Source organism: Novosphingobium subterraneum (assembly GCF_000807925.1).
In the GTDB taxonomy this organism is placed as follows: domain Bacteria; phylum Pseudomonadota; class Alphaproteobacteria; order Sphingomonadales; family Sphingomonadaceae; genus Novosphingobium; species Novosphingobium subterraneum.
Window position 1 is genome coordinate 80,160 of sequence record NZ_JRVC01000019.1, and the last position, 18,537, is coordinate 98,696.

Sequence of the window (18,537 nt, forward strand, 5' to 3'; positions counted from 1 at the left end):
GGAATTATCGCTGATCTGAAGTCTTGATCAGTCGGTCCTTGAGGGTGTGCATCGTCCACCACACGCCCAGCACCATCGGCAGGACAAGAAGACCAATCACGAACTCGTCCGAAACCCCCAATGCGCTGTCTGGCACAGCATAGAGTGCGTACTTGATGAGGCCGAGGACGTAGTAGCTTAGCGCGACCGCCGAGAGGCCTTCGACCAGCTGCTGCAAACGTGCCTGCATCGAGATCGACTGCTCCATCGATCGCAGAAGCTCTGCATTCTGGTTCTCGATCCGCGTATCGATCCGCGCACGCAGCAGCGAAGTCAGTTGCTCGGTACGCTCACCGATGCGTTCGATCCTCTCGCTGGTGGCGATGCAGGTATTCATGGCCGGGCGGAAACGGCGCTGGGTGAAATCAACCAGCGAGGCGTACCCTCCGACCGGCCGCACATCGAGTTGTTCCAGACGTTCCTCGACGATCTGACCGTAGGCGCGGGTGGCGTCCATGCGGAACGAAATTGCAGTCGCGACAGAGGCAAGATCGAGCGCAAGGCGCGACAGTTCCTCCAGCAGGCTGTCGTCGCGTGCGTCGCTATCTGCGATACGGTTGGCAAGATCGCTCAGGCGTTCTTCGGCAGCATCAAGCTTGGGCCAGCATTCGCGGGCGACCGGCAGGCCGAGCAGCGCCTTGTTGCGATAGTTGCCCAGTTCCTGAAGACGCTGGATCTGTCGGGTGAGATCGCGCCGGTCAATGCCGTTGGCCGCTGCAAGCAATCGCCCGAAGCCGTCATCCTTCAGCCTGAAGTCCGACCATATGCGGATGCCGCCGCCCAGTGTGCTGGAAACAAGTTCATCGCGATTAATCGGATGGCGATCGAGAACCCGCTCGACGTCGGCATCGGTTTGCGCCAGCCACACGCGCGTGCTGCGCACGATCTGGCCAGGCAGAGTGCGTGCCCAGGCGATTGCGGCCGATAGCTCGACATCCGTCGTCGGTTCGAGAAAGCCTTCATCATCGCAAGGCGCGCAAAACAGCGTCAGGCTGCTGCCTTCGCTCTGGCGTTCCCAGGTGAAGGTGACCCTTTGGTTGATCCGGCCTTCGCGGTGCGTTGGGTTGCCGACGCTGTCGTTGCTCGCCGTCAACGCCTCAATCGCGGACAGTTCATCGGCACGCTCGCTGTCGTCGATCGCAAGGACCCACTGCACGATATGGCAAGGGACCGGCAGGGGCGGCCAGCGCCGCAAGTGCATCTCGCCAACGGCCCTGCTTCGAAGGTCATGGTCGCGCATGGGTGAAAATCCCTGACGCGGCTGGCAGGAGAGAAGGCACCATTGACGCCGCCGCTTGGGCAAAACGCTATGCCAAGAGCAGCGCACCACCAAACGGATTTGCGCAGGTTTCGCGCAAGTGCCTGCCTGGATTGCCCAAAAGAACTAGGTTTTCCGGCTATTGTCGGCGAAGGCCCTTGACCGCGTGAACGTTCTCATTTAGGTGAACGTTCACAAGAGCGCTGATGGCGAGCATTTCGCGTGGCAGTGCCGAGGTTGTAAAAGGGGAGGATCATGAAGGTTTCCATGACACGTTCCGCTGCCGTTCGTGCAGCCAGCATGGGTGCCCTTGCACTCGCACTTGCAGGGCAAGCCGTCCACGCGCAGGAAGCGCCGCAGGATGCTGCTGCTCCCGCTGAAGAAGGCGAAGCCATCGTCGTCACCGGCATCCGCGCCTCGCTGTCGAAGGCACTCGACATCAAGCGCAGCGCGCAGGGCGTGGTCGATGCGATCTCGGCGGAAGACATCGGCAAGTTCCCCGATACCAACCTTGCCGAGTCGCTGCAGCGCATCACCGGCGTTTCGATCGACCGCAACAGCGGTGAAGGTTCGACCGTGACCGTTCGCGGCTTCGGTCCGGACTTCAACCTCGTCCTGCTCAACGGCCGCCAGATGCCCGCTTCCAGCCTCGGCGGAAGCAGCGGCGCCCCCGCCTCGCGCTCGTTTGATTTCGCCAACCTCGCCTCCGAAGGCATTGCCGGCGTCGAAGTCTACAAGTCGGGCCGCGCTTCGCTCGCCACTGGCGGTATCGGTTCGGTCATCAACATCAAGACCGCCAAGCCGCTCGAACGTCCAGGCTTCCACGGCAGCATTGGCGCCAAGGCGGTCTATGACACCTCGCTGTTCGATGGCACCAGCATCACGCCTGAAGTCTCGGGCATCATCAGCGATACCTTTGCTGATGGCCGCATCGGCGTTCTGCTGACCGGTTCCTACCAGGATCGCAAGGCCAGCCAGGCGCAGTTCAACGCGGGCTGGCGCGAAGGCTATCTCGGCTCGGAAAACAACTGGGGTTCGCTGGCACAGCCGGGCACGCCGGGCGCTGCCAACATCCAGAACCGCCCCGGCCCGAACGACATCTATCAGGTGACGCAGAACGCGGGCTACGATTTCACCACGTTCCGCCGCAAGCGCATCAACGGTCAGGCCGTGGTGCAGGTCAAGCCGACCGACACGCTGACTGCGACCGTCGACTACACCTTCTCGCAGAACACCATCGACGCCCGCACCAACTCGATCGGCGTCTGGTTCAACCACGGCGACACCTCGAGCAGCTGGACCGATGGCCCGGCAGCTGGCCCGAACTTCTATGCCGAGAACTTCGGTGGCACCGACAAGGACCTCGCCATCACCGGCGCAGTTGCGGCTAACCGCTCGCGCAACCAGTCGATCGGCGGCAACCTCAAGTGGGATGGCCCCGGCGGCCTGCGCCTCGAACTAGATGGTCACCACTCGACCGCCGAAAGCAAGCCGACCAAGCCTTATGGTTCGGGCATTGCCGTCGGTAGCGCGATCTTCGGCGTGAAGTCGCAGAAGGTCGATTACACCTCCGACATGCCCGTCATCAGCGTTCAGATGTATCCGGGGGCCGAGATCAAGGCCTCGAACATCCGCCCTGCCGGCAACGCCTTCCGCACCGCCTACATGCGTGACGAGATCAACGAAGTTACTTTCCGCGGCGGTTGGGATTTCGACGCCTCGTTCATCGACAGCCTCGACTTCGGCGTCACCTACACCGAGAACAAGGTGCGCTCTGCATTCGGCGTTATCCAGAACGATACCTGGGGCGGCACGCTTTCCGCAGCCGAAACCCCGGATGACCTCTACCAGATCCGTGACCTGCCGAAGGACTTGGCGGGCATGTCGGGCTCAAACGATGGCTCGATCATCCCGAACTACTTCAACATCGACACGGACGGCCTGATCCGTCTGCTCGACAGCAAGATCGGGATCTGCAGCACCGCCGTCACTGCCGGCACCTGCATTGCCAAGTACACGACCGACCGCACCGTCCGCGAACGGACCTGGGCGCCGTACCTGCAGACCAAGCACTCGTTCGATCTGGGCGCGGGCACGGCTAACCTGCGCTTCGGCCTGCGCTACGAGAAGACCAAGGTCGACTCCACTGCGCAGGTTCCGATCCCGGTCCGCACGATCTGGACCGGCGGCAACGAAACCGCGATCGATTATGGCAATCCGCAGCAGGTCGCTGCCGCCTCGCTCAAGGGTGAGTACGAGAACTGGCTGCCGGCCATCGACTTCGACATGGAGCCGATCGACAACGTCCGCCTGCGCGCATCGTATAGCCAGACGATCACCCGTCCTGACTATGCCTCGCTGCAGGGTGGCACCACGCTGGCTTCGCCGATCCGCATCGGAGGCAGCACGGCCTCGAGCGGCAACCCCGGCCTGCTGCCCTACAAGTCCAACAACGTCGATCTCTCGGCCGAATGGTACTACGCGCCGGCGAGCTACGTTTCGGTGGGCTTCTTCCACAAGGTCGTGAAGAACTTCATCAGCCAGACGCAGGTCAACCAGCCCGCGTTCGGCCTGACCAACGCTGCTGCCGGTGCCAATGCCGCAGCAGCGCGGGCAGCGCTGGGTCCCAATGCTACGGCGCAGCAACTGCTCGATTACATCGGCGCCAACTTCCCCTCGACGGTCATTCGTGACAACAACGGGGTCGTCACCGGCGTCATCGGCCAAGCCTCTGATCCGCTGGTGAACTTCATCACCACGCAGCCGACCAACAGCGATCAGAAGGCCAAGCTGTGGGGCTGGGAATTCGCGGTCCAGCACAGCTTCTGGGATACCGGCTTCGGTGCGATCCTGAACTACACCGTGGTGAAGAGCGACACGAAGTTCGACAACACCCTGCGTTACACCATCCCGCAGTTCGCGGTGAACGGGGTTAGCGACAGTGCCAATGCGGTGCTGTTCTACGACAAGAACGGCCTGCAGGCGCGCGTTGCCTATAACTGGCGCGATGGGTTCCTCTCGGGCTACGGCTTCGATCCGTACTACGTGAAGGCCTATGGCCAGTTCGACGCCAGTGCATCGTACGAAATCCGCAAGGGCGTGACGGTGTTCGTCGAAGGCATCAACATCACCAACGCCGACCGCAAGGGCTACCAGCGCAACACCCAGACCGTGTTCTTTGCGGCACCGGGATATGCGCGCTATGCTGCCGGTGCGCGGTTTACCTTCTGAGCCTGAGGGGATGACCTTCGGGTGACGAGGAACCGGCGGCCCGTATTGCTTCGGCAGTGCGGGCCGCAGGGGTTTTCAAGGACTGACAGGTTGGCCGGATCAACCGGCGGCTGAAACGGGTGAGAGATGATCGGGTCGGTGAAGCAGGTTGTCATCGTCGGAGGCGGCACCGCAGGGTGGCTCTCCGCGTGCCTGCTGGCCGCGCGACGGCCCGAGCTGGCAATCACGCTGGTCGAGGCGCCCGACATCCCGACAATCGGCGTCGGCGAGGGCACTTGGCCGACGATGCGCGAAACGCTCTCGACCATCGGCATTCCCGAGGCCGAGTTCCTTGCCGAGTGCGACGCTTCGTTCAAGCAGGGTTCGCGCTTCGATGGCTGGGTCGATGGTTCGGCGCAGGACAGCTACCTCCATCCGTTCACACCGCCCCCGCCGGGCGACATGGCTGCCATGCTGCAGGCGTGGCACACACAGGCACCGGAATTGTCCTTCGCAGCGCTGGTGACGCCACAAGCTGCGGCCTGCGAGGACAACCTTGCACCAAGGCAAAGGGCCATGCCCGATTATGCCGGGGCGCTGAACTACGGTTATCATCTCGATGCCGGCAAGTTCGCCGCACTGCTCAAGCGCCACGCGACGACGCGGCTCGGCGTGACGCATGTTTCGGCGCAAGTCATTGCAATTGCCGATGACGAGGCCGGCAATATCGCCAGTCTGCGCCTGCTCGACGGGCGCGAAATAGCCGGCCACTTCTTCATCGATTGCTCAGGGCTTGCCGCGATCCTGATCGGTGACCACTGCGGCGTGCCGTGGGTGGACCGGTCCGACGTGTCCTTCAACGACAGCGCGCTTGCCGTGCAGGTCCCGGTCGAACCCGGCAGCCCGATTGCGTCGCAGACCATCGGCACCGCGCATGAAGCGGGCTGGATCTGGGACATTGCCCTGCCGACGCGGTGCGGCATCGGTTGCGTCTTCTCCTCGCGCTTCATGGATGATGCGCGGGCGGAGGATGTGCTGCGGAACTACATTGCCGCGCGGCTACCGTCCGCTGACCTGCAGACCCTGCGCCCGCGCAAGCTCACGTTCTCCACGGGCCACCGTGAACGCTTCTGGCAGGGCAACTGCCTTGCCGTGGGCCTCTCCGCTGGTTTCATCGAGCCGCTCGAGGCCTCGGCCATCGTCACCATCGAACTGTCGATCAAGGCATTGGCCGAAAACTTTCCGCGCCGCTCGGATACGTTGGGCCTGCTCGCCGGGCGGTTCAACGAGCTGTTCCGCTACCGCTGGGACCGCATCGTCGAATTTCTCAAGCTGCACTACGTCCTCAGCCGCCGGCCCGAGCCTTACTGGCTGGCGCAGCGCGATCCGGCGACAGTCCCGGCGCGCCTTGCCGAGTGTCTGGAGCTTTGGCGCGATCAGCCGCCGTCGGCGTGGGACTTCCCTCGCATGGACGAACTGTTCTGCGCCGCCAGCCAGCAATACGTGCTCTACGGCATGGGCTTCCCTGTGCCGGGCGGAGCAGCCGACGCTACAGCCACGCAAGCGCTTGCCGAAGTGCGCCAGCGTTCGCGCGCCTTGGCCGCGGCATTGCCGTCCAATCGGACCTATCTCGATGCCCTGCGCCCCGTTGCGGCCGCAGCCCCAATCGCCATGCACGGAGCGGCAGTGAAATGAGCAACCACGCAGTCCTCAATCCCGCCGACCACGGCGAGTTGCGCATCGACACTGCCGCCAGCGCCGAACTTGGCGACAACGTCATGGCCTGTGCCACGGTCCCGGCCGAGTTCCGCTCGGTTCAGGCGCACTATCCCATCGTCCTGCGCCGCGATCTTGCGACCGGCAAGCTGGAGGCGCTGGCGCTGCTGGGCTTCGAGACGGGCGAGAACCTGTTCCTGCGCAGTGGTAGGTGGGATGCGCCCTACCGCCCGCTGTCGATGGCGATCCGCCCGTTCCTGATCGGTCGCGCGCCAACGCCCGACGGCGTGGGCCAGGTCCATGTCGACCTCGACCACCCTCGCATCAGCAGGACGGGCGAGGGTGTGCGGGTGTTCGATGCCAGCGGCCAGCCCACGCCTTACCTGGAGGACATCGCCGCCAAGCTGGGCGACCTCGATCACGCCCACCGCGAATCCGCCGATTTCTTCGCCGCGCTCGATCGCTATGAACTGGCGGAATCCTTCACGCTGGAAGTCACGCTCGACGATGGCGCGAAAAACTCGCTCGTCGGCTATCATACCATCAACGAGGAAAAGCTCTCGACCCTGGACGGCGCTGCGCTGCAGGACCTCATGGCCAGCGGCCACCTCGCGCGGATCTACATGATCATCGCCTCGCTCTCGCACTTCGGCGATCTGGTCGCGCGCAAGAACGCCAAGGTCGCCGGTGGCTGAAGCGACCGCCCCGAAGCTTCCTGCCGTTGCCGAAAGGACGCTTGACGATCCGGGCGGCCTCGACGCCCTGCTGCAGAGCACGCGCGAACCGTTCGTGCTGCGCGGACTGGTGCGGGAGTGGCCGCTGGTGCAGGCGGGCCTTGAATCTGCCCGCGCCGCCCGCGCCTATCTGGTCGAAAGGGCGCGACCCGTGCCGTTCACAGTCTCGCTGGCCGACCCCGGCTGCGGTGGTCGGCTGTTCTATGACGCTGCCATGCAGATGAATTTCAGGACGGCGCGCGGCAAGCTGGCGGATATCTTTTCAGGTTTCGATGCCAACGAAGGCAGCGCCGATCACCCCGTGATCTACCTCGGCTCGATCGACGTGCCGACGCACTTCCACGGCGTCGATACCGAAAACCGGGTGGATCTCGGCTCGCGCGATCCCATCACCAGCCTGTGGATCGGATCGCCAACGCGCATCGCCGCGCACAACGATTTCCCCGACAACCTCGCCTGCTGCGTGGCAGGGCGTCGCCGCTTCACGCTGTTCCCGCCGAACCAGTTCCGCAATCTCTACCTCGGCCCCATCGACAACACGCCAGCGGGCCGCGCGGTGAGCATGGTCGATTTCGCGGCGCCCGATTTCGAGGCTTACCCGCGCTTTGCCGAAGCTCTGGAGCACGGGCAGGTGGCGGAACTCGAACCGGGCGACGCGCTGTTCGTGCCTTCGATGTGGTGGCACCATGTCGAGGCGACTGAGCCGTTTAACATCCTGCTCAATTACTGGTGGCGCGATACCCCGCGCTACATGGGACAGCCGCAGACGGCGTTGACCCACGCCCTGCTCGCCATCCGAGACCTGGCCGAGGCGGACCGCGCGGTGTGGCGCGACCTGTTCGATTACTACGTGTTCTCGGGCGGTGATGAAGCGCGCGCGCACATTCCCGAAGAGGGGCAGGGCGCCTTGGGCCCCATCGACGCGCAGGGCGCTGCCCGCATCCACCAGTTCATCCTGAGGAGCCTCAGCCAATGACCGCTTCGCATCTGCCCCGCCGTATCGTCATCGCCGGAGGCGGCACCGCCGGGTGGATGACCGCCGCCGCGCTTGCCCGCACGCTGGGCCCGGTGGCCGAGGTCACGCTGGTCGAGAGCGAGCAAATCGGCACGATCGGCGTCGGTGAAAGCACGATCCCGCCGCTGGTCACCTACAACCGCCTGCTCGGCATAAACGAGGCCGAGTTCATGCGTGCCACGCAGGCGACGTTCAAGCTCGGCATCAATTTCGAGAATTGGCGGGTGCCGGGCGAGAACTACTTCCACTCGTTCGGCGGTACCGGCAAGGACCACTGGTCGGCGGGCTTCCAGCACTTCTGGCTCAACGGGCGAGAGCGCGGTCACACCGCCCCTTATGGCGAATACTGCCTTGAGCTGAAGGCCGCCGAGGCGGGCAAGTTCGCGCATCTTCCCGATGACCGGATGAACTACGCCTACCAGCTCGATTCCGGCCTCTACGCCAAGTTCCTGCGCGCCATGGCCGAAGCCGACGGCACCATCCGGATCGAAGGCAAGATCGCCCGCGTGGAACTTGACGGTGAAACCGGTGACATCGCCGCGCTGGTGCTGGAAGGGGACCGCCGCATCGCGGGCGACCTGTTTATCGACTGCACCGGCTTTCGCGCACTCCTGATCGAGGGCGCACTGCGAGCGGGCTATGATGACTGGACCCACTGGCTTCCCTGCGACAGCGCCATCGCCATCCAGACTTCGAGCGTGCGCCCGCCCGTGCCCTACACCCGCGCCATCGCGCACGAGGCGGGCTGGCAGTGGCGCATTCCGCTGCAGCATCGGCAGGGCAATGGCGTGGTCTATTGCAGCGACTACCTTGCCCACGAGGCTGCGCTCAAAAAGCTGCTCTTGACGGTCGAGGGCGAGAAGCTGGTCAAGCCCAACCATATCCGCTTCCGCACGGGGGCGCGGCGCAAGCAGTGGCACCGCAATTGCGTGGCCGTGGGGCTTTCCGGCGGGTTCATGGAGCCGCTGGAGTCCACCTCTATCCACCTGATCCAGCGCGCCATCCTGCGCATTGTGCGGATGTTGCCTGCGGGCGCCATCAGCCAGCGCGATATCGACGAATTCAACGACCAGCAGTTCACCGACATGGAGCAGATCCGCGATTTCCTGGTCCTGCACTACAAGGCGACCGATCGCCGTGACACGCCGTTCTGGCGGCATTGCGCCAGCATGGAGATTCCTGCCAGCCTCGAGCACAAGATCGAGTTGTTCCGCGAAACCGGCCGCGTTTTCCGCAAGAACGAAGAGCTTTTCGCCGAGAACTCGTGGGTGCAGGTGATGATGGGGCAGGGGATCAATCCGCAAAGCCACCACCCGGTTGCCGCCAAGCTGCGTGACGAGGAACTGAAACACCTGCTCGGGAGCTTGCGCGAACAGGTCAGCCGCACCGTCGCGGCGCTGCCCTCGCACGGCGATTACGTGGCGCGCTATTGTGGCGCCGAGGTTCCGGCCGCAGCATGAGCTTTCTGCTTCTGGCCGCAGCGGCGGTCCAACCCGATTGGCAACTCGTCTGGGCCGACGAGTTCGACGGTACCACGCTTGACCGCAATCGCTGGGTCCTGGCCGAGGACTGCTGGGGCGGCGGCAACGAGGAGCGCCAGTGCTACACCGCGCGCAAGGCCAACCATCGATTAAGCGACGGGGTGCTGGAGATCATCGCCCAGCGCGAGGACTTCACCGGCCCTGCCTTCCCGCGCGATCAGCGCGACAGCATGGAAAAGGCCGAGGCCAAGCGGTACAAGCCGTTCACTTCCGCCCGGCTGTCGACGGCAGGCAAAGCTGCCTGGCTCTACGGCAAGATCCAAGTCCGCGCCCGCCTGCCGCAGGGGCAGGGCACCTGGCCAGCGATCTGGATGCTGCCCGAAGACTGGGCCTATGGCGGCTGGGCGCGCTCCGGCGAAATCGACATCATGGAGGCGGTCAATCTTGGCGAACCTTGCGAGACCTGCGAGGGTGGCCGCGAAAACCATGTGCTTGGCACGATCCACTTCGGCGGCCAACCACCGCGCAATCGCTATATCTCGGAAGAAACGCCGCTGCCCGATCCGACCGCCTTCCACACTTACGAGGTCGAATGGGACAAGGATGGCATGGTCTGGCGCGTTGACGGCAAGGAATACGCTCGACGCATGCCTCACGAATGGCACACGCTGGGCTCTGACAAGCCCGGTGCGCCCTTCGACAAGCCTTTCCACCTCATCCTCAACCTCGCCATCGGCGGTCACTTGCCAGAGGGGCGCAACACCACGGGCGTCAACGCTTCAGGCTTTCCCAAGGCAATGGCGGTTGACTGGGTCCGCGTATGGCAAAAGCCCAGCGAAACCGCTAACGCGGGCGCCGGAACGAAGAGCGGGGGTAACTGAGCTACCATGGCGCGAAGGCGGCAGGCGGTAACCATCAAGCACGTGGCGGCTGATGCAGGTGTTTCGCTGCAGACGGTAAGCCGCGTCATCAACAACGAGGCCAATGTCCGGCCGGAAATGCGCGAAAAGGTCCAGGCCTCGATCGACAAGCTCGGCTATGTGCCCTCGATCGCGGCACAGCGGATGAGCGGATCGCGTTCCTATCTTATCCTGGCCCTCAACGACCGCGAACGCACCATTGCCGACTGGCGGGCGCGCCAGGGCACCGACTGGGTCGACCAGATGCTGCTGGGCGGCATGCTCGAATGCGCCGAACATGGCTATCGCCTGATCTTCGAACTGGTCGACACCCACAACGACCATGTCGAGCGCGAACTGGGCGCGGCGATTGCGGCACTACAGCCCGATGGCGCGATCCTCACGCCGCCGCACTCTGACAATCCCCAGATTCTCGAGACGCTGACCCGCCACAACGTGCCGTTCGCCCGCATTGGCGCGCAAGTGCACAAGGAAGGGTTGCCCGATGGCATCATGGTCTCGATGGATGACGAAGGCGGCGCACGCACGGCGACCCGGCATCTGATCGGCCTTGGCCACAAGCGCATCGGCTTCATCTCGGGGCCTTCCGAGTATCGGCTTTCGGCCAAGCGCGTGGACGGATGGCAAGCCGAGATGGACGCGGCGGGACTTCCCACCGAGGGCCTGCTCGAGGCAGGGGACTTCACCTATGCCTCTGGCGTGCGCGCCGCTCGCGCCTTGCTCGCCAGCCTCGACCGGCCGAGCGCGATCATTGCCAGCAATGACCAGATGGCGCTGGCCACGGTCGAGATCGCCGACGAACTGGGGCTTGCCATCCCGTCGGATCTCTCGCTGGTCAGCTTCGACAACACTCCGCTGGTGCGCTTTACCCGGCCCGCGCTGACAGCCGTGGATCAGCCGATTGCCGAGACGACGGCCACTGCGGTGCGCAGCCTGATCGCCGCGCAGAAGGGCGAAGATGTTGCTGGCGCGGTGATCCTGCCGATGGGCTTCGAGGTTCGCGGCTCTACCGGCCCGGCAGCGGCCTGCGGGGCGTGATTGGCGGACAAGGCCGCGAGCACCGCTTTCTGGCGCTCTATGCGTTGGCGTGGGCTGGATCGACGATTGCCTATGTCCCGTTCCTGACGCTGCTGTTGCCGATGCACGTGCGCGAACTGGCGGGAAGCGAGGCCGTGCGCTGGCTTGCTGCAACGACATTTTTGGGCGCGATTGCTGCCAGCTTGTGCAACATCGCGTTTGGCTGGGCGAGCGACCTCGTGGGCAGGCGCCGCCCCTTCGTGCTGGCGGGGCTGCTGCTCTCCAGCGTCATGCTCCAGATTGCGCCGCGTACCGGGACCTTGCTTTCGCTGACCGCCGTGATCGCGCTGTGGCAGGTCGGGCTCAACATGATGCTGGGGCCGCTGTCTGCCTGGGCCGGGGATCAGGTGCCCGATGGGCGCAAGGGGCTGCTCGGCGGCCTGCTGGCTTTCGCCCCGGCCTCGGGCGCCCTTGCCGGAGCACTGGCGACTCTGGGCGATGCCTTCTCGCTGGAGACGCGCTTTGCCGTCGTGGGCGTGATCGTGGCGCTGTGCGTCCTCCCGCTCGTGCTTCTGGGTGAGGACGGCTTCGCGCAAACCCGGGCAAGGCCGGCCGAGGGAAGCGACGTTGCACGCAAAGTTCTCAAGGGCATGGCAACGCGCATGTGGCTTGCCCGCCTGCTGGTCCAGATTTCCGAAGCCTCGCTGTTCGCGTTCTTCTACCTGTGGTTGCGCTCGGTCGATCCGGGCCTTGCCGATGGCGCCATTGCCCGCGTGCTGCTGACGGCGATGGTGATCGGCGCGCTGGTCGCGCTGGTGGCGGGCGACAGGGCGGATCGCACCGGGCAGCCTGTTTCACCGCTGGTGATCTCGTCGATCGGGGCCGCGCTGGGGCTGATCATCATGGCGCTTGCCGAAGGACGCGACGGAGCGATTGCCGGGTACATTCTGTTCGGCCTTTCGACCTCGGCGTTCCTGGCCTTGCACAGCGCCCACACCCTGAGGGTCTTGCCTGACAGTGCACGGCGCGGGCGCGATCTGGGCCTGTTCAACCTGACAAACACGATCCCGTCGCTGGCGATGCCAGCGCTGACGCTGGCTCTTGTACCAAGCCTCGGCTTCAGCGCGCTTTTCGTGGTTCTGGCGTTGCTCGCCCTTTGCGCAACCTTGCTTCTCGCCGGATTGCGACGGACTGCCTGACACCAGTTTCGTCAAGGGTTGATTTCCACTCGCAAACGTGTGAGACGTCTGATTGAGAACGTTCACAGAATCTGGGGAAGTCGATGTCGAAGGGAAGCCTGCGTCCTGCCATGGCAAGTGTGGTGGCGCTATCATTCCTGCTTGCCGCTGCGCCGGTAGCAGCGCACGAAAGCCCGGTGGCCAATCCCGCGAACTGGCCGACTGCTCACAGCCCGTCGACCATCACCGATGCCCGGACCGAGCAGGCGATCACCCGGCTGCTCCGCCAGCTGACGGTCGAACAGAAGGTCGGCCAGGTGATCCAGGGCGATATCAGTTCGATCAAGCCCGAGGACCTCGCCCGCTATCCGCTCGGGTCGATCCTCGCTGGGGGCAACAGCGGGCCTTATGGCGACGAGCGTGCCGATGCGGCCAAGTGGCTCAAGCTGGTGAACGAATTCCGCGCAGCCTCGCGCAAGGCGGGGGCGGGGGTGCCGATCCTGTTTGGTGTCGATGCTGTCCACGGGCATTCGAACCTGCCGGGCGCAACGATCTTTCCGCACAACGTCGGACTTGGGGCGGCGCATGACGCCGAACTGATCAAGCGGATCGGTGCAGCGACTGCAGCCGAGGTTGCCGGCTCGGGCATCGAATGGACCTTCGCCCCGACACTTGCCGCCCCGCAGGACCTGCGCTGGGGGCGCGCCTATGAAGGCTATTCGAGCGACCCGGCGGTGATCGCCAGCTATTCGAAGGCGATGGTCGAGGGGCTGCAGGGGCCGCTTCTCGCCGGAAAGCCGCTGACGGCCGAGAAGGTGGCCGCCAGCGCCAAGCACTTCCTTGCCGATGGCGGGACCGAACAGGGCAAGGACCAGGGCGATGCCAAGTTGGCCGAGCCCGAACTCGTCCGTCTGCATGCGCAGGGCTATCCGCCAGCCATCGATGCGGGCGCGCTGACTGTCATGGCCAGTTTCTCGAGCTGGAACGGGGTCAAGAACCACGGCAACCGGTCGCTGCTCACCGACGTGCTCAAGAACCGAATGGGCTTCGAAGGCCTGGTGGTTGGCGACTGGAACGGGCACGGGCAGGTCGAGGGCTGCACGCCGACCGACTGCGCCGCCTCGATCAACGCCGGCCTCGATCTCTACATGGCGCCCGACAGCTGGAAGGGCCTGTTCGATAACACCCTGCGCCAGGTGCGCGAGGGCAAGATTCCCATGGCGCGGCTTGACGATGCCGTGCGGCGGATCCTGCGGGTGAAGTACAAGCTCGGCCTGACGGGGCCGAAGCTGGTCGAGCGCGGTGATCCGGCGGCGGTGGGGGCGCAGGCGCATCTTGATGTGGCGCGCGAAGCGGTCGCCAAGTCGCTCGTCCTGCTCAAGAACGAAGGTTCGGTGCTGCCGATCAAGCCGGGCGCCAAGGTGCTCGTGACCGGCCCGGGGGCCGACAGCATGGCGATGCAGGCCGGCGGCTGGACCATCACCTGGCAGGGCACCGACACGACAGGCGCCGACTTCCCCAAGGGCCGCACCATCGGTCGCGCGATCGTCGAGGCTGTGGCCAAAGCGGGCGGTACCGCCGAGATTGCCAAGGCTCAGGGCAGCGTCAGGCCCGATGTCGCCATCGTGGTGTTCGGCGAACAGCCCTATGCCGAGTTTCAGGGTGATGTGCCGAACCTTCTGTTCCAGTCGCGCGAGGGCGAACTGGAACTGATGAAGCAGTTAAAGGCCCAAGGCGTGCCGGTGGTTGCGGTGTTCCTTTCGGGCCGTCCGATGTTCGTTGGACCCGAGATGAACGTGGCCGATGCCTTCGTCGCCGCGTGGCAGCCGGGCTCCCAGGGGCAGGGCGTGGCTGATGTGCTGGTCGCGCGCAAGGACGGCAAGCCACCGCGCGATTTCACCGGCACGCTGCCGTTCGATTGGCCGCGCGATGCGCGCTCGCCGATTGTGGAGCCGCTGTGGCGGGTGGGCCATGGCCTCAGTTACGCAAAGCCCGCGAGCGTCGGAAGGGTCAACGAGGACCCTCGCGTCGAGGTGGGCAGCCTGCTGAGTGAAACCACGTTCATCCGCGCTGGGAAAGTGATCGAGCCGTGGCGGCTCGGCCTGGACAGCGTAGTCACCATGCGCGCGGTCGATGTGGCAGCGCAGGAGGACGCACGGCAGTTCACCTGGAGCGGCAAGGGCGACATCGCGCTCGACGGGCCGGTGGTCGATATGCAACGGCACCTCAACGGCGGCTTCGCGCTGCGGCTGGACTGGCGGCTGGATGCGCGCGGGTCGGGGCCGGTGACGGTTGCCTTTGCGGGCGTGAAGCTGGACGTCGGCAAGAGCCTTGGGGCTCTTGGCAAGGCTGCCACCCTGCGTATCCCACTGACATGCTTTGCGGAGCATGGTGCGAAGTTGGGCGCGGTGGGCTCCCCCCTTCGACTAAGCGCAGATAAGGGATTCACGGTCAGCGTCCGTAGCGCACTTATCGAGGGGGTGGGCGAGGCCATCCCCTGTCCGCCGGCCGCGAACTGACGGTTCCCCCGCGATGACGCTCGTGGTGAGCGACACCCCTTGGTTGACAACAGGGGTTTCGTAGGCGGCGTTTGGGCCTGGTTGATAGCAATCTGTTTGTGTCCCCGGATTTTGGCCCTGTGCGGATCCTGTCCGGGGACACAGGTTTCGTGCAAGAATGATTACCAGGCAGTCGCTCCCGCATCGATGGCAAAGTCGGCGCCGGTCACGTAGCGTGCCTCATCACTGGCCAACCATGTGGCGCACCAGGCGATGTCCTCCGGGTCACCAAGACGCTTGAGCATGTTCTTCTTGAGGACCGCCCCTTCAAGACCTGGGTCCATCTCCATATGACGGCGCGTGGCTTCGGTCTGGATGAAGCCAGGTGCGATCGTGTTGGCGCGGATGTTGTGCGGCGCGCCTTCCATGGCCAGTTGCCTGGTCATGGCAAGAACGCCTCCCTTGCCTGCGCAATGCGCGATGGCCGGAGAACCATCGAGAGCATGGCGCGCATTGGCGCTTGCGAAGTTGATCACGCTCGCCTTGCCGCTGGACTTCAGAAACGGCCATGCGGCCCGCGTCGCGAGAAAGACGATGTCCAGTTCCCCTGAAAGCGTCCGCTTCCATTCGTGATAGGACATGGTTTCGATCCAATTGAAGACTGCGAAGGCGGCTGCATTGACAAGAATGTCGATGCGGCCATGCTTCTGGCCGATGTGCTGAAAGGTCGCCCGTGTCGCGTCCTCGTCGAGCAGGTCGCACGTCGTGTCCGCGCCGCCGAGGTCGAGACCGATCACGTTGGCACCCTCGGCAGCGAACATCTTGGCGCAGCCCTTGCCGATGCCGTTGCCGGCACCGGTAACGACGGCGATCTTGTTGGCTAAACGACCAGGCATCATTGCGCCTTCCGGCTGATTTGCAGCGACGCAAGAGCAATTGCTGCACCGGCACCGGCAAACAGAGCCAGGACCTGGAAGCTACCCATAAGTCCGCCGGCACGAAGCGCAACGAACGTCACCACGAGCGGGCTCAGCCATTGCCCCAGCGAGAAGGCTGACTGCCAGAAGCCGGTCCCGCGGCCCCGGAATTCAAAGGGCAGGATGCTCATTGCCCATACGAGAAGGGTTGGCAGGAGCATGCCGGCACCGAGTTGGTTGATGAAACATCCGGCAAGGAATCCCGTCACGTTTCCACCCTTGCCCATCAGCATGAATCCGATAGCCAGCAGCGTGAGTTCGATGAGAAGAAGCTTGCCCACACCGATGCGAGCGATCCGGGAGTACAGGAAGGTGCCGAGGGGAACACCGACGCTGGCAACAGACGTCAGGAAGCCGATTCGGGCGGCGCTGGTCAATCCGAGTTCGGTGAGACCGCTCGCGGCCTGAATTTGCACGGTATAGAAGAATACCGAGCCATAGATCGTCACGGCGACAATCGTTGCCATCCGGGCCCACGGAAAACCTGCCCAGCTGAGCTTGTGAGGAGCGGCATCAGCTTCCTCATCCGCATCGTCGTCTCCTGCGGGCTCCCATGTGAAGATCCAGACAAGTGCGAACATCACTAAAGCTGACGAATAGACCCAGAACGGCGTGCGCCAGCCGAAATCTCCGAGAATGCCACCGACATTGAAAAACAGAAGTGCGGACATCGAGGCAAACGCCGTCTGGCCTGCAAGCCATTTGTCGCGCTCGGCACCCTTGAAATAGTCGCCGATCATGGTTGTGGAGAGAACGTAGATCAGCGCCTCGGCAATTCCCACGCCAACGCGAGACACCAGAATGGTAGTCAGGTCCTTCAGAAAGATTGGAGCCAGACCGACCAGCGCGTAAATCACGAAGGAGGCCAGCAAGAGCTTACGGCGGCCGAAATAATCCCCGAGAATGCCAGCGAACGGGCATAGCAGCGCCACGCACAGCGCCGGAAGGGTCAACACCATTGGGACAAGGTATTCATGTCCCGGGGTTGTACCGAATTCTGCCATGATCTGGGGTACGACAGGCGCAAGAAGTACGACGGCCATCGTGGTGAGCGTGATCGGCAGCAGCAGCGCGATCCCTGTCATGAAACTCGGTATGTGATGCTTTGTCATGGCAGCATCCGTCTCCTCGCAAGTATTTTCTCACGCTGCAATCGACCGGCGCGCCTGTTCGCAGCGGCGATCATGCAATGTGAAACCGGTCTCATACCTCTGCCGGGACCGACTCCTTCTGTCCAATCGATAGGAGGGAAGACTTGTTATTGATTTTGCCGAATTGAGATTTTGTGCGGTAGTGACTTCGTAATGGACCAGAAGTCCCAACTGTCAACGCAGACAGCGCGCCTATGGTAGGTGGGGAAACACACCTGATCGTGTTGATGGCGCGCCCGGCAGGACTCGAACCTGCTGCCTCAAGATTAGAAGTCTCGCGCTCTATCCAGATGAGCTACGGGCGCGCGCCGGCTTCCCATAAGCACGCTTTGCGGATCGTGCAAACCGGGTTAGCACCACACTCCATGAGCGATCCCCAGATTTCGAGAATCGACGGCTCCACCAGCGCGCGTCGGCATTTCCGCTACTTTGATTATGTGATGGCCTCGTTCGTGGCGATCCTGTTGCTGTCGAACCTGATCGGGGCGGCCAAGCTGGCGCAGGTTGGCGGGTTCACTTTCGGGGCGGGCATTCTGTTCTTCCCGGTGTCCTACGTCATCGGCGACGTGCTGACCGAGGTCTATGGCTATGCCAATGCGCGGCGCTGCGTGTGGATGGGGTTCTTCGCGCTGGTGTTCATGGCGTTCATGAGCTTCGTGGTCGTGAAAATGCCACCCGCGCCGGGCTGGGACGGGCAGGCGGCTTACGAAAGCGTGTTCGGATCGACCTGGCGGATCGTGCTGGCATCGGTGACGGCATTCTGGGCGGGCGAGTTCGTCAATTCCTTCGTGCTGGCCAAGATGAAGTTGCTGACCGGGGGCAAGATGCTGTGGACGCGCACGATCGGCTCGACCGTGTTCGGGCAGGCGGTGGACAGCCTGCTGTTTTACCCCATCGCGTTCCTCGGCATCTGGACGACGAGCCAGGTGCTGACCGTGATGGTGACCAACTGGCTGATGAAGGTGGTGTGGGAGGCGGTGCTGACGCCGGTGACATATGCCGTGGTCGGCTGGCTGAAGGCGCGCGAAGGCGCGGACGTCTATGATACGGACACCGACTTTTCGCCGTTTGCCAAGGCGCCGCAGGTTTAGGCCGCACGCCGAGGCCAATTTGCGCTGTTGCATTCGCCAACTTTTGTCATGGATCCCGGCCTTCGCCGGGATGACGACACAAGAACGGGGTCGTTAAGGGACTCCAGCTTTGCTCATGCAAAGGCCCCGCCACTCCGGCGGGCGGGAGAGGCGGGGCCTTTGCGTGTGGAAAGCCGGAGGCCCTTAACAACCCCCGGCTTGTGGGGTCTTCCCGGCGCAGGCCGGGGTGCCTGGACAAAAATGGGGGATGCC

13 protein-coding genes and 1 tRNA gene are annotated in these 18,537 nt (G+C 63.9%); 10 read left to right on the plus strand and 4 right to left on the minus strand.

Annotation, left to right across the window (positions count from 1 at the left end):
- Positions 1-4: 4 nt before the first annotated feature.
- Positions 5-1,279, minus strand: coding sequence for a DUF3422 domain-containing protein (locus NJ75_RS17015; protein ID WP_039336631.1), 1,275 nt, complete (start codon positions 1,277-1,279; stop codon positions 5-7).
- Between the two features lie 273 nt (positions 1,280-1,552).
- Between NJ75_RS17015 and NJ75_RS17020 the strand changes: the two genes are divergently transcribed.
- The 9 genes from NJ75_RS17020 to NJ75_RS17060 all read left to right on the plus strand — a co-directional run bounded on the left by NJ75_RS17020 (position 1,553) and on the right by NJ75_RS17060 (position 15,087).
- Positions 1,553-4,528: a TonB-dependent receptor gene (locus NJ75_RS17020; protein ID WP_039336633.1), complete on the plus strand. Its 2,976-nt coding sequence runs from the start codon at positions 1,553-1,555 to the stop codon at positions 4,526-4,528.
- A gap of 126 nt (positions 4,529-4,654) precedes the next feature.
- The gene (locus NJ75_RS17025; protein WP_039336635.1) at positions 4,655-6,202 is read left to right on the plus strand and encodes a tryptophan halogenase family protein; all 1,548 of its coding nucleotides are present in this window, start codon (positions 4,655-4,657) and stop codon (positions 6,200-6,202) included.
- Positions 6,199-6,918 carry a SapC family protein gene (locus NJ75_RS17030; RefSeq protein ID WP_039336637.1) on the plus strand — a complete coding sequence of 240 codons (720 nt, stop codon included), beginning with the start codon at positions 6,199-6,201 and terminating at the stop codon, positions 6,916-6,918. The genes NJ75_RS17025 and NJ75_RS17030 overlap by 4 nt, the downstream gene beginning before the upstream one ends.
- Positions 6,911-7,933 (plus strand): cupin-like domain-containing protein, encoded by a 1,023-nt coding sequence (locus NJ75_RS17035; protein WP_039336639.1) that lies wholly within the window; start codon positions 6,911-6,913, stop codon positions 7,931-7,933. The genes NJ75_RS17030 and NJ75_RS17035 overlap by 8 nt, the downstream gene beginning before the upstream one ends.
- Positions 7,930-9,432 (plus strand): tryptophan halogenase family protein, encoded by a 1,503-nt coding sequence (locus NJ75_RS17040; protein ID WP_039336641.1) that lies wholly within the window; start codon positions 7,930-7,932, stop codon positions 9,430-9,432. Before NJ75_RS17035 ends, NJ75_RS17040 begins: the two co-directional genes overlap by 4 nt.
- A complete protein-coding gene (locus NJ75_RS17045) occupies positions 9,429-10,334 on the plus strand; it encodes a glycoside hydrolase family 16 protein (RefSeq protein ID WP_039336644.1) in 906 nt (301 codons plus the stop codon). The genes NJ75_RS17040 and NJ75_RS17045 overlap by 4 nt, the downstream gene beginning before the upstream one ends.
- A gap of 6 nt (positions 10,335-10,340) precedes the next feature.
- Complete coding sequence (locus NJ75_RS17050; RefSeq protein WP_039336646.1) at positions 10,341-11,411, plus strand: LacI family DNA-binding transcriptional regulator; 1,071 nt, start codon at positions 10,341-10,343, stop codon at positions 11,409-11,411.
- Positions 11,408-12,589, plus strand: coding sequence for an MFS transporter (locus tag NJ75_RS17055; protein WP_039336649.1), 1,182 nt, complete (start codon positions 11,408-11,410; stop codon positions 12,587-12,589). The genes NJ75_RS17050 and NJ75_RS17055 overlap by 4 nt, the downstream gene beginning before the upstream one ends.
- Before the next feature lie 83 nt (positions 12,590-12,672).
- On the plus strand, positions 12,673-15,087 hold the full coding sequence (locus tag NJ75_RS17060) for a glycoside hydrolase family 3 protein (protein ID WP_039336651.1): 2,415 nt from the start codon (positions 12,673-12,675) through the stop codon (positions 15,085-15,087).
- 161 nt (positions 15,088-15,248) lie between these two features.
- On the opposite strand, the gene NJ75_RS17065 is transcribed toward NJ75_RS17060, so the two are convergent.
- From NJ75_RS17065 to NJ75_RS17075, 3 genes are all read right to left on the minus strand, one after another.
- Positions 15,249-15,962, minus strand: coding sequence for an SDR family NAD(P)-dependent oxidoreductase (locus tag NJ75_RS17065; RefSeq protein WP_039336696.1), 714 nt, complete (start codon positions 15,960-15,962; stop codon positions 15,249-15,251).
- Positions 15,962-17,155 carry an MFS transporter gene (locus NJ75_RS17070; protein WP_082013440.1) on the minus strand — a complete coding sequence of 398 codons (1,194 nt, stop codon included), beginning with the start codon at positions 17,153-17,155 and terminating at the stop codon, positions 15,962-15,964. Before NJ75_RS17070 ends, NJ75_RS17065 begins: the two co-directional genes overlap by 1 nt.
- Before the next feature lie 267 nt (positions 17,156-17,422).
- Positions 17,423-17,499: transfer RNA gene (locus NJ75_RS17075), tRNA-Arg, on the minus strand.
- Positions 17,500-17,559: 60 nt separating this feature from the next.
- Here NJ75_RS17075 and NJ75_RS17080 point away from each other — a divergent pair.
- The gene (locus NJ75_RS17080; protein WP_039336654.1) at positions 17,560-18,285 is read left to right on the plus strand and encodes a queuosine precursor transporter; all 726 of its coding nucleotides are present in this window, start codon (positions 17,560-17,562) and stop codon (positions 18,283-18,285) included.
- The last annotated feature ends 252 nt before the right edge of the window (positions 18,286-18,537 follow it).

What these genes read in the sequence shown, in the direction of transcription:
- NJ75_RS17015 (WP_039336631.1), bottom strand. Translation starts at nt 1,279, where the DNA reads ATGCGCGACCATGACCTTCGAAGCAGGGCCGTTGGCGAGATGCACTTG.
- NJ75_RS17020 (WP_039336633.1), top strand. Translation starts at nt 1,553, where the DNA reads ATGAAGGTTTCCATGACACGTTCCGCTGCCGTTCGTGCAGCCAGCATG.
- NJ75_RS17025 (WP_039336635.1), top strand. Translation starts at nt 4,655, where the DNA reads ATGATCGGGTCGGTGAAGCAGGTTGTCATCGTCGGAGGCGGCACCGCA.
- NJ75_RS17030 (WP_039336637.1), top strand. Translation starts at nt 6,199, where the DNA reads ATGAGCAACCACGCAGTCCTCAATCCCGCCGACCACGGCGAGTTGCGC.
- NJ75_RS17040 (WP_039336641.1), top strand. Translation starts at nt 7,930, where the DNA reads ATGACCGCTTCGCATCTGCCCCGCCGTATCGTCATCGCCGGAGGCGGC.
- NJ75_RS17045 (WP_039336644.1), top strand. Translation starts at nt 9,429, where the DNA reads ATGAGCTTTCTGCTTCTGGCCGCAGCGGCGGTCCAACCCGATTGGCAA.
- NJ75_RS17050 (WP_039336646.1), top strand. Translation starts at nt 10,341, where the DNA reads ATGGCGCGAAGGCGGCAGGCGGTAACCATCAAGCACGTGGCGGCTGAT.
- NJ75_RS17060 (WP_039336651.1), top strand. Translation starts at nt 12,673, where the DNA reads ATGTCGAAGGGAAGCCTGCGTCCTGCCATGGCAAGTGTGGTGGCGCTA.
- NJ75_RS17065 (WP_039336696.1), bottom strand. Translation starts at nt 15,962, where the DNA reads ATGCCTGGTCGTTTAGCCAACAAGATCGCCGTCGTTACCGGTGCCGGC.
- NJ75_RS17070 (WP_082013440.1), bottom strand. Translation starts at nt 17,155, where the DNA reads ATGACAAAGCATCACATACCGAGTTTCATGACAGGGATCGCGCTGCTG.
- NJ75_RS17080 (WP_039336654.1), top strand. Translation starts at nt 17,560, where the DNA reads ATGAGCGATCCCCAGATTTCGAGAATCGACGGCTCCACCAGCGCGCGT.